7 protein-coding genes are annotated in these 11,040 nt (G+C 66.3%); 5 read left to right on the plus strand and 2 right to left on the minus strand.

Going from position 1 to position 11,040, the window contains the following annotated elements; translation table 11 throughout:
• The first annotated feature begins 130 nt into the window (after positions 1–130).
• From nrfB to ABNP31_RS14220, 4 genes are all read left to right on the plus strand, one after another.
• A complete protein-coding gene (gene nrfB / locus ABNP31_RS14205; RefSeq protein WP_350012413.1) occupies positions 131–2,305 on the plus strand; it encodes a cyclic di-3',5'-guanylate-activated glycosyltransferase NrfB in 2,175 nt (724 codons plus the stop codon).
• Positions 2,302–5,307 (plus strand): phage receptor, encoded by a 3,006-nt coding sequence (locus tag ABNP31_RS14210; RefSeq protein WP_085665532.1) that lies wholly within the window; start codon positions 2,302–2,304, stop codon positions 5,305–5,307. The genes nrfB and ABNP31_RS14210 overlap by 4 nt, the downstream gene beginning before the upstream one ends.
• Entirely contained in the window at positions 5,307–6,146 is an 840-nt protein-coding gene (locus ABNP31_RS14215) for a DUF4434 family protein (RefSeq protein ID WP_085665534.1), read from the plus strand. Before ABNP31_RS14210 ends, ABNP31_RS14215 begins: the two co-directional genes overlap by 1 nt.
• Positions 6,147–6,287: 141 nt before the next feature.
• On the plus strand, positions 6,288–7,379 hold the full coding sequence (locus ABNP31_RS14220) for a GGDEF domain-containing protein (RefSeq protein ID WP_085665536.1): 1,092 nt from the start codon (positions 6,288–6,290) through the stop codon (positions 7,377–7,379).
• Positions 7,380–7,585: 206 nt separating this feature from the next.
• On the opposite strand, the gene ABNP31_RS14225 is transcribed toward ABNP31_RS14220, so the two are convergent.
• Together ABNP31_RS14225 and ABNP31_RS14230 are read right to left on the minus strand one after the other, a co-directional pair.
• Positions 7,586–8,884, minus strand: coding sequence for an ATP-binding protein (locus ABNP31_RS14225; RefSeq protein WP_013972839.1), 1,299 nt, complete (start codon positions 8,882–8,884; stop codon positions 7,586–7,588).
• A gap of 6 nt (positions 8,885–8,890) precedes the next feature.
• Positions 8,891–9,592 carry a response regulator transcription factor gene (locus ABNP31_RS14230; protein ID WP_003259958.1) on the minus strand — a complete coding sequence of 234 codons (702 nt, stop codon included), beginning with the start codon at positions 9,590–9,592 and terminating at the stop codon, positions 8,891–8,893.
• 272 nt (positions 9,593–9,864) lie between these two features.
• On the opposite strand from ABNP31_RS14230, the gene ABNP31_RS14235 reads away from it, so the two are divergent.
• Complete coding sequence (locus tag ABNP31_RS14235; RefSeq protein ID WP_085665537.1) at positions 9,865–11,040, plus strand: efflux RND transporter periplasmic adaptor subunit; 1,176 nt, start codon at positions 9,865–9,867, stop codon at positions 11,038–11,040.

Here is an 11,040-nt window from a genome sequence, read left to right on the forward strand (position 1 = left end):
AATTTGGACAACCCCGCGTTCGGCTGCTTGTATCTATCCAGTACAAACGGCGACAAGTCGTACAACTTCGTCCAGGGAATCGAACGAGGATATAGACGATGGCCCACCCCTTCCTGCCGGTGACCGGCACATGAGCCTGGCATTCATCGATTTTCTCACCTATGTGCTGTTCGGCCTGAAGATCCTCGCGATCGTCCTGGCCACGCTGATGTTCCTGCTGGGCCTGGATGACCTGTTCATCGACCTTTGCTACTGGGGCCGCAAGCTGATCCGGCGGTTTCGCATCTACGACAAGTACGAAAAAGCCGACGAAAAACGCCTGTTCGAGGTACCAGAAAAGCCCCTGGCCATCATGGTCCCGGCCTGGAACGAAGTGGGCGTGGTCGGCGAGATGGCGCGCCTGGCAGCCTCGACCATCGACTACGAGAACTACCAGATCTTCGTCGGCACCTACCCCAACGACCCGCAAACCCAGGCCGACGTCGACGTGGTGTGCCTGCACTACCCCAACGTGCACAAGGTGGTCTGCGCTCGCCCCGGCCCCACCAGCAAGGCCGACTGCCTGAACAACATCATCGACGCGCTGCTGCGCTTCCAGCAGGACGCCGGCATCCAGTTCGCCGGCTTCATCCTGCACGACGCCGAAGACGTGATCTCGCCCATGGAGCTGCGCCTGTTCAACTACCTGCTGCCGAACAAGGACATGATCCAGATCCCGGTGTACCCCTACGCACCGGAATGGAAAGGCTTCACCGCCGGCCACTATGTCGACGAGTTCGCCGAAAACCACGGCAAGGACGTGATCGTGCGCGAGGCCCTGACCGGCCAGGTGCCCAGCGCCGGGGTCGGCACCTGCTTCAGCCGCCGCGCCATCAGTGCGCTGCTCGAGGACGGCGATGGCATCGCCTTCGACGTACAGAGCCTCACCGAAGACTACGACATCGGCTTCCGCCTGAAGCAGAAGGGCATGAAGTGCATTTTCGCCCGCTACTCCATCACCGACCCGACGCTGACCCTGAAGCAGGAATGGCGCCCGGGCATGAGCCGCGAATTCTCCCAGGTGATCTGCGTGCGCGAGCACTTCCCGCGCGACTGGCAGCATGCCATCCGGCAGAAGTCGCGGTGGATCGTCGGCATCGTGTTCCAGGGCACCAGCAACCTCGGCTGGAGCCGCAAGGGCGCGCTCAACTACTTCCTCTGGCGTGACCGCCGCGGCCTGTTCGCCTACCTGCTGAGTTTCCTGGTCAACCTGTTGCTGCTGGTGTTGCTGGCCATGTGGCTGGTCACGGTGATTGCGCCGGAGTCGTGGCGCTTCATGTCGATCCTCAGCGACAGCTGGCTGCTGACCACCTTGCTGTGGCTGAACGGGCTGATGCTGTTCAACCGCCTGTTCCAGCGCGCCTGGTTCGTCACCCGCTTCTATGGCATCGGCGAAGGGCTGCTGTCGGCACCGCGGATGATGTGGAGCAACTTCGTCAACTTCTTCGCCAACCTGCGCGCCCTGCGTCAGGTGATGGAAATGGGTGACTCGCGGCGCGTGGCCTGGGACAAGACCACTCACGAATTCCCCGCCATCGCCGCCCCCGCCCGCACGCCGCTGGGCCAACGCCTGGTGGCCAAGGGCCTGATCAGCGACGAACAGCTGCAACAGGCGATCACCAGCCCGGTACGCCGGCGCCTGGGCCGCGAGCTGCTGCTGCGCGGCTGGCTGAACAGCGAACAGCTGGTCGCGACCCTGGCCGAGCAGATGGACCTGCCCTGGGCACCGCTCAACCCGTTCAAGCTCGACCCGCAGCTGATCGCCAAACTGCCGCGCAAGCTGGCGACGCACTATGGCGTACTGCCGGTGGCCGAAGACGGCGACACGCTGGTGCTGGCCAGCGAAAGCCCGGTCAGCCAGGTATCGCTGGGGGTAATCAGCCGCCACCTGAAGCGCCCGGTCAGCGCCCGCCTGGCGCCCCAGGGCCGGGTGACCCTGGGCCTGCGCTACCACTACCCAAGCCCCTGGCAGAAGCCGGAAACCCGCGACATGCTGGCCATCCTCGAGCGCCACCAGGACGACGAAGTGCTGCTGGAACAGGTCAGCCACCACCAGGTGATGCTCGGCGCCCTGCTACAGGTGCGCGGCATGGTCCCGGTCACTTTGTTCAACCAGGCGCTGATCGACTTCGACCCGGAACACCAGAGCCTCGGCGAGCACCTGATTGCCCGCGGCATCATCACCGAGCAGGTGCTGCAGCAGGCCCTGATCGAACAGGCCAGCGAACAGCAGGCCGCCTTTGACCTGACCCGGGAGGTGGCATGAAGCCGCGCTTTTCCCTCACCTTCACTGGCTTGTTGCTGTGCTCCGCCGCCCTGCCCTGCGCCGCTTCGGCGCCGATGACCGACTTTCAGCGGTTCACCAGCTACCCGTTCATGGAGCGCAGCTACCGCGAAGCGAAGAAGGACAACTGGCCCGAGGTCGAACGCCTGACCCGCCACGTGCTGGGCCGGGTGCCGAACAACGACGAAGCCCGTGCGCTGCTGGTCGAGGCCCTGGCTCACCAGCGCCGCTACAAGGAGGCCGAGGCCCTTGCCGAACAGTTGGGCGACAGCCCCGAATACGCCAACGCCCTGCTTGAACTGCGCCTGACCTGGATCGAACAAGACCCGCCGCCGGCCAGCCAGGTGGAACAGTGGCTGGCCAGCAGCGACGGCACCCACCGGGTGCGCCTGTGGCAGGCCTATAGCCTGAGCCTGGCCAAATTCGCTGGTGCCGCCAAGGCGCTGGACTGGCTCAACCATCTGCCGCCTCAGGGGGACGGCCAAGTGCTGCGTCTGGCCCGGGCCAACTTCGCCGAGCAACTGCGCAACTGGAAGGAAACCATCGAACAGCTGCAGCCGTTGGCCGACCAAGGCCAGTTGCCTGCGCAAGACTGGCAGCGCCTGGCCAATGCCTATATCCAGCAGGTGGATGAAAAAGGGCTGAACGCGCTGCTGCCCAGCGCCCCTTCCCCCGAAGCAGCCAACCAGGCCCGCCTGGCCATGGCCAACCGCGCCATCGCCGTCGGCCAGAACCAGCAGGCCCGGCATTGGCTGCAGGCACTGCCCGCCGCGCAGCTGAACCAGCCCGAGCAGCGCCAGCAACTGTGGGAGCTGGCCCGCGAAGGCGACGACGCGCCGCTGGTACAGCGCCTGAGCAACGAACTGCAACGCCCCTGCCTGGAAACCGTCGACTGGCTGTCGCGCCGCGACCCGGAGCTGGCGCGCGCACAGTTCAAGGGCTGCACCGCCAGCACCGACCCCAGGGCCTATGCCGTGCTCAGGCAACGCCTGTACGGCGACCCGCCCCAGCCCCCGCAACCACGCACCGCAGCCGAATGGGAGCAACGCTATCGGCAGAGCGGCGATATGGCCGCACTGGAGCAAGCCACCTTCCTGCTGATGCAACAGGGCCATGGCGAACACGCCCGGCAACTGCTGGAACAGGCCTACGACCGCCACCAGGGCCGCCTTGCACCGTCGCTGCTGCAGCGCCTGGGCAACCTGTATGCGCGCAACGACGGGCCGCTGGACAGCCGCCGCATGCTCGGCCTGATCCCTCGGGTCGACGCCAGTACCCGGGCCCAGCTGCTCGGCCGCCTGGCCGAGGCTGGCCAGTGCGATGCCGTGCGCCAGGCCGTACCGGCCACCCCGAGCGAGCCCGGCCAGTACCGCGCCCTGGGCCGCTGCGCCATGCCCGACCAGCCCGGCGAAGCGGTGGTCTACTACCAGGCCGCCGAGCGCCTGGGCGACAGCGGGAGCCGCTTGCCCCTGGCCTATGCCCTGGAAGCCGCTGGCGACTCCGAAGCGGCCCTGCCCATCTGGCGCACCCAGCCGGACAGCGCCTGGACCGACAACGCCCGCCTCACCGCCGCCCGTGGCGCGCTGAACGCCGGCGACGCACAAGCGGCCCGGCGCTATTGGGACGCCGCCGCGCACGATAGCGCCGACGACTGGGCCCTGGGTGCCGCCATCGCCCAGCGCCAAGGCGATTACCAGGCCGCGCTGGGCTTCCAGCGCCAGGCCCTGGCACACAACCCGCGGGCCGACCACTACTACGCTGCCTCCAGCACCGCGCAACTGGCTGGCGACAGTGCCCAGAGCAGCGCCTGGCTGGCCGAAGCCGTGCGCCTGGCCCCCGACCAGCCACGCTACCGCGCCGACTACGGCATGCGCCTGGCCGGCTCGACGGACAAGGCCCAGCGCCGCCAGTCGATCCCCTACCTGGAGCGCGCCACCCACGACTTCCCCGAGGACTACCGCCTTGGCGAGACGCTGGCCTTGCGCTACGACGAAGCCGAAGACAGTGCTTCGGCGCGCCGCGAACTGCGCCGCATCCTCGATGTGGAGCAGGACCTGGTCGACGGCGACGACGAATACGGCAGCCTGGAAGCCCGCAAGTACCGCCAGCGCCGCGCCCACGAAAGCCTGTCGCGGCGCGACACCATCACCCTGGCCAGCACCTGGTCTCCGGCCGGCACCTCGACCAACGACAAGTTCCTCGACAATGGCCAGCGCAGCGGCACTTCTCGCCGCGCGCAATCGCAGAACGTGCAACTGGCCATGTGGGACCACGCCCTGGGCGAAGAGCCCAGCCGCAACGGCAGCACCCTGTCGGTGTATGGCCGGGTACTGTTCGGTGGGCAAAGCCGCACCGACTACGCGCAAAGCATGGGCACCGGTGTCGGCCTGCGCTACAAGCCATTCGGCCAGGCCAACCTCAACCTGTATGCCGAGCTGTACCACCAGCGTCAGATCGACGAAGAGCACTACCGCGGCCTGAGCCTGGGCCAGCTGCTGAGCCCGGCCAAGGTCGGCGGCAACTGGGGCGACCTGCGTCACCACGCCGAATCGAGCAACGACCTGCTGTTGCGTGCCACCGCCTCGTTCCTCGACCAGGGCGACTGGCGCAACGACTGGCGGGTCGATGAAGACGACTGGAACGAGCGCTTCCTCTACCTCGACGTCGCCTGGTGGACCCGTGCCGGCGACCACGCCTGGCTGTCGCGCTACCAGCAGGGCCACGCCTGGAAGCTGCCGGGCAGCTCGCCGCAAACCATCATGCCCTATGGCTTTGTCGAGTTTTCCAGCCAGGACCCGAGCAACAACTGGCGCCAGGACGCCCGGGCCGGGGTTGGTGTGCGCTGGCAATGGTGGTTCGATGACGACCGCTACAACGCCTACCGCGGTTCGCTGAAAGTGCGTGCCGAATACCAGCAATCGCTGGGCGGCAATCTATACGAGCGCGCCAACGGCGTGCTGGTCGGTGCGGAGATGACCTTCTGATGCGTACGTTCCTGGCCCTCTGCCTGCTTGCCCTGTGCCTGCCAGCCAGCGCCGACCAGCGCCTGTTCTACCAACCCCTCAACCGCGACGCCAATGTCACCTCCGCCCAGTGGCAGCAACTGTGGCACGCCACCGTGGCCCAGGGCGGCAAGACCCTGATCGTGCAGTGGAGCGCCTATGGCGACAGCGATTTCGGCGGTGCCCAAGGCTGGCTGGCCGACAGCCTGCGCAGCGCGCGTGCCCAAGGCCTGCAACTGGTGCTGGGGCTGTACATGGACCCGGCCTATTACCAACGCATCGACGAGCTGGACGGTGAAGGCCTGAACAGTTACTGGAAGGCGCAGCTGGGGCGCTCGCTCAGCCAGTACCAGCAACTGCGCCAGGCGTGGCAGTTGCCGGTGGACGGCTGGTACCTGCCCATGGAGCTGGACGACCATCATTTTCGCGAGGCCGAGCGCCGGGATGCCCTCTACAAACAGTTGCAGGCCTTCAACCGGCAGTTGGACAAGCCTTTGCATATCAGCGCTTTCAGCGCTGGCAAACTCTCACCGCGGGTCAATGCCGCATGGCTGGATCAACTGGCCGGGTTGGGCTTGACTGTGTGGTGGCAGGATGGCACCGGGACCGGGCGCTTGCCCGCGTTGGTGCGCCAGGGCTACGAGCAGGCCTTGCCATGCCGGGTGGGCGTGGTGCGCGAGGCGTTCCGCCAGGTGAGCGCGCCAGGCCAGGCGTTTCGGGCTGAGCCTGCCCAGCCGAAGCTGGGCGCCGGGTGCCATGCCGAGGCGGTGTTCGACCTGCGTTACCGGCCATGGGCCCGGGGTATTCTGCCCACCAATTGAGTCTCCAGGCCCGGCCTCTTCGCGGGTAAACCCGCTCCCACAGGGACCGCACAGATTTCCAGTGCTGTGGGAGGCCTGTGGGAGCGGGTTTACCCGCGAAAGGGCCAGGCCTGGTAAAGCAGTACTCTCAGGAGCCCAGCGATGTTCAAGACCATCGAAGCCCACGTTCGCAAACAGGTCGCCCCAGCCGCCCTGCGCGCCGAATTCCGCCAGCACGAATTCGAGGCCATGCGCCCATTCTGCCTGTTGGTATTCTGCGTCAGCATCCTGATCTGGCTGGTCTTCGACCTGATCGTCAGCTTCCTCGGCGGCCAGGGTTTCACCTGGCTGTCCTATCTGTTCATCACCCTGCTCGGCGCCCTCACCGTGGTGCTGCGGTTCACCCGTCGCAGCCATCATTTCGATGTGCTCAACCTGCTGTTCATCGCCTCCATCACCCTGGGCATGCGCCTGGTGATCGAAGGCATCCCGGTGGCCCTGCGCCCGGTGTGGCTGGTGCTCGGGGTCTCCACCGTGCTGTATGCCGTGTCGGTGCTGCCGGTGCGGCGCTGGTCGTTCTTCTGCGCCATGGCCATTACCTGGGTGGTGCTCAACCCGTTCTACCACACCCGTATCGGGCCGGACGAACTCGAAGGCGCCATGCTGATCAGCTACGCGGTGTTCCTCAGCGGCCTGGTCATCTACAGCTACCTGCAGATGCGCAAGGCCAAGCTGCACAACTTCTACCTGTCCAAGGTGCTGCTGGACCAGGCCTATGTCGATGCCCTGACCGAAATCCCCAATCGCCGCTCGTTCATGGCCCAGGCCGGCCACCAGCTGCGCCTGGCCACGGCCGAGCAGTACCTGGCGATGATCGACATCGACAACTTCAAGCGGGTGAATGACCGTTTTGGCCATGACGTGGGCGATGAAGTACTCAAGCGCGTGGCCCTGCATATCAAGGCGAGCATGGCCGGTTACGAGTTTGCCCGACTGGGTGGTGAGGAATTCGCGATCTTTTTCCAGGGGCTGGACCAGCAAGGCGCCGAGCAACGGGTGGCGGCGCTGTGCCAACGGGTGCGCGAAGACGTTGGCGAGCATCCGGTAACTGTCAGCATCGGCCTGGCCCGGGTGGACCAGGGCGACAGCCTGACCACGGCGCTGGTGCGCGCCGACCAGGCGCTGTACGAGGCCAAGCACAGTGGCAAGGACCGGTTTGTGCTGTGGTCTGCCCGGCTGGCAGAAAGTGATTAGCAGGCCCGGCCTCTTCGCGGGCTCGCCCGCTCCCACAAGTTCTCCACAGTGTTTGAAATCTGTGCGGCCCCTGTGGAGGACCAGGGTTAGCAGGCCCGGCCCTTTCGCGGGTAAACCCGCTCCCACAGGTACTCTACAGTGTTTGAAATCTGTGCGGTCCTTGTGGGAGCTGGTTTACCCGCGAAAGGGCCGGTACAGGCAGCCTATCACCCGGCAGGCAAGCGAATCCGGAACTGTGCACCACCCAGCGCCGACTGCGCCACGGTCAAGGTGCCACCCTGCCCCTCGATCGCCCGTCGGCTGATCGCCAAGCCCAGGCCAAACCCGCCGGTATTGCGGTCACGGCTACGGTCCAGGCGGTAGAACGGCTGGAAAATCCGCTCGCGCTCCTCCACCGGAATACCAATCCCGTCATCCTCCACCGTGACCAGGCAGGCGCCATCGTCTTCCAGGCGCAAGCGCAGCAACAGGCTTTCGTCGCAGTAACGCATGGCATTGCGCACCAGGTTCTGCACCGCCCGTGCCGTCAGCCGTGGGTCCAGCACAAAACGCGGCAGATCCCCCTCGGCCCGCACCTCCCACTGGATACCCCGGCCATCGAGCTCCTCGGCAAAGCCGCCGAGCACGCTGTCGACCAGCTCCAGCAACGACACCTCGACCCGCTCGCGGGCCTGGTCGGCGTTGTACAGCCGGCTGTAGGACAACAGCTCCAGCACCAGCTCATCCAGCTCACGCACATGCCCCACCAGCTCCAGCAGGCGCTTGCGGCTGGCCGGCGGCACTTCGTCGAACAGCAGCACCAGGCCGAAATCCAGCCGGGTCAGCGGCGTGCGCAACTCGTGCGACACCGCATTGAGCAGCTCGCGCTGCTGGTTGACGTGGCGCTCCAGGTCACTGGCCATGGTGTCGAACACCCCGGCCAGCTCACCGATGTTGGAGTGCGGCGAGATGTGCGTACGCTCGGCCATCTGCCCCTGGCCCAGGCGCCGGGCGGTCTCCTTGAGGCGCTCCAGGTCGCGCCAGTGCGGCCATACCCACAGCAGCAGGCAACCGAGCATGGCTGCACCGATCAGTACGGTCACGCCCCACGACAGCACGTTGATATCCAGCGGGTCTGGCGGTGAGTGCAGGCGCACCAGCCATTCCTTGTCCAGCGGCGCCAGCACCGTCTCGTAGTAGCCCCATTCGGCGATGCGCACGGCGTACAGGCCGTGCTCCAGGCGCGCCTGCTCGTCCTCGCTCAGGTCGGCCTGGTCCATGCGCAGCAGTTGCAGTTCCAACGGCGCGAAATCACTGGCCAGCTCTTGCTCCACCGCCGGCCACTGCTCACGCGGGGCCTGACGGAACTGGCGTACGATCAGCGACTGCACGCCCTTGGCCTGATCCAGGTTGTAGGCCATGAAGCGGTCCTGGAACAGGCCGACGATGGTGTCGGGGATGAACAACAGTGCACCGGCATAGGCAACGATGATCACCAGGTACAGCCGCACCAGAATCTTCAGCATGGGCGGTCAGCACTCCCACTCGACACGGCTGAACAGGTAGCCCTTGCCCCACACGGTCTTGATCTTGCGCGCTTCGCCGGCGTTATCGTCGAACTTGCGCCGCAGCTTGGAGATGGCCACGTCCACCGAGCGGTCGGTGCCGTTGAACTCGATACCCCGCAGTTGCTGCAGGATGCGGTCGCGGTTCAGCACTTCGCCGGCATTGCGCGCCAGTACCACCAGCAGGTTGTACTCGCCGCTGGACAGCTCCACCTCTTCGCCGCGCCAGCTCACGGTGCGCTCGGCCAGGTCGATGCGCAGGCCACCGATCAGGATCAGGTCGTTGTCCAGGCGCGGCTCGTTGACGCTGCTGCGGCGCAGCAGGGTGCGCACGCGGGCCAGCAGCACACGTGGCTCGCAGGGTTTTGTCACGTAGTCGTCGGCGCCCATTTCCAGGCCCAGGACCTGGTCGTGGCTGTCGTCGCGGGCGGTCAGCATCAGGATCGGCAGGCCCTGCGACTCCTGGCGCAGCAGGCGGCACAGCTGCAGGCCATCGATGCCCGGCAGCATCAGGTCGAGGATGACCAGGTCGGGCTTTTGCCGGCGGTACTCGTCCAGCACATGATCGCCGCGGGCGATCACCTGGACATGGAAGTCGTTGCGTTGCAGGTAGCTGGCGATCAGCTCGGACAGGGCGCTGTCGTCTTCGACCAGGAAAATATTCGGCATAGGTGCTTGTAAGTCTGGGTTGTGGTAGGCCTTGCCGGCCTCTTCGCGGGTAAACCCGCTCCCACAGGGACTGCACAGGTTCCAGATGCTGTGCGGTCCCTGTGGGAGCGGGTTTACCCGCGAAGAGGCCGGTACCGGTACACGCAGAATATAGAACCCTACAGGTCGGCAGGATTGTTCTTCACACTTTTTCACACTCGTCCTACAGGTATTAACAGCCACCCAAGGAACGCCTGCCGTAGCATACCGGTGGTCATCATCGGAAGATCCGCATGTCTACTACCCTCCCCCCACGCTTGTGCCCGTTGGCGCTTCTGGCGTTCCTGAGCCTGTCCCTGGCCGGCTGCGACGACAGCGCCGAACAGGAAGAACAGGCCCCCACCCCGCAAGTGCGGGTGGAAACCCTGCAACTGCAGCCACTGGCCATCAGCAGTGAGCTCAGCGGCCGTATCCTCGCACCGCGCACCGCCGAAGTGCGTGCGCGCGTCGCGGGCGTGGTGCTCAAGCGGGTGTACCGCGAAGGCAGCGACGTCAAGCAGGGCGATGTGCTGTTCCTGATCGACCCGGCACCGTTCAAGGCCGACCACGACAGCGCCCGCGCCACCCTGGCCAAGGCCGAGGCTACCCTGTACCAGGCACGCCTGCAGGAGCAGCGCTACCGCGAGCTGGTCGACGACAAGGCGGTCAGCCGCCAGGAATACGACAACGCCAAGGCCAGCTACCTGCAGGCCGATGCCGCAGTGGCCGAGGCCAGGGCCGCCCTGGAGCGCGCCCGCCTCAACCTCGGCTACGCCACCGTGACCGCGCCGATTTCCGGCCGTATCGGCCGCGCCCAGGTCACCGAAGGTGCGCTGGTCGGGCAGAACGAGACCACGCCACTGGCGACCATCCAGCAGCTGGACCCGATCCACGCCGATGTCACCCAGTCGACCCGCGAGCTCAACGCCCTGCGCCGCGCCCTGCGTGCCGGCGAGCTGCAGCAGGTCGGTGACGGCCAGGCCCGGGCCACGCTGATCCAGGACGATGGCAGCACCTACCCGCTGCCGGGCAAACTGCTGTTCTCCGACATCAGCGTCGACCCCAGCACCAACCAGATCACCCTGCGCAGCGAGTTCCCCAACCCGGACCTCGACCTGCTGCCCGGCAGCTACGTGCGCGTGCGCCTGGAGCAGGCCGTGCAGCCCAAGGGCCTGAGCGTACCGCAGCGCGCCATCCTGCGTGACAGCGCTGGCGTGCCCAAGGTGCTGGTGGTCGACCCGCAGGCCCGGGTCAGCGACCGCCAGGTGGTACTGGGCAGCGCCCAGGGCGACCGCTGGATCGTCAGCGAAGGCCTGGCCCCCGGCGAGCGGGTGGTGGTCGAGGGCCTGCAACACGTCAAGGCTGGTGACCAGGTGCAGGTCGACAATGCATCAGGGGCATCGCCCATCGCACAGCACACTGGCCAGTGA

This window comes from Pseudomonas asiatica, assembly GCF_040214835.1.
GTDB lineage: Bacteria > Pseudomonadota > Gammaproteobacteria > Pseudomonadales > Pseudomonadaceae > Aquipseudomonas > Aquipseudomonas putida_Z.

Coding starts and splice junctions, on each gene's coding strand:
- nrfB (WP_350012413.1), top strand. CDS start 131: ATGAGCCTGGCATTCATCGATTTTCTCACCTATGTGCTGTTCGGCCTG.
- ABNP31_RS14210 (WP_085665532.1), top strand. CDS start 2,302: ATGAAGCCGCGCTTTTCCCTCACCTTCACTGGCTTGTTGCTGTGCTCC.
- ABNP31_RS14215 (WP_085665534.1), top strand. CDS start 5,307: ATGCGTACGTTCCTGGCCCTCTGCCTGCTTGCCCTGTGCCTGCCAGCC.
- ABNP31_RS14220 (WP_085665536.1), top strand. CDS start 6,288: ATGTTCAAGACCATCGAAGCCCACGTTCGCAAACAGGTCGCCCCAGCC.
- ABNP31_RS14225 (WP_013972839.1), bottom strand. CDS start 8,884: ATGCTGAAGATTCTGGTGCGGCTGTACCTGGTGATCATCGTTGCCTAT.
- ABNP31_RS14230 (WP_003259958.1), bottom strand. CDS start 9,592: ATGCCGAATATTTTCCTGGTCGAAGACGACAGCGCCCTGTCCGAGCTG.
- ABNP31_RS14235 (WP_085665537.1), top strand. CDS start 9,865: ATGTCTACTACCCTCCCCCCACGCTTGTGCCCGTTGGCGCTTCTGGCG.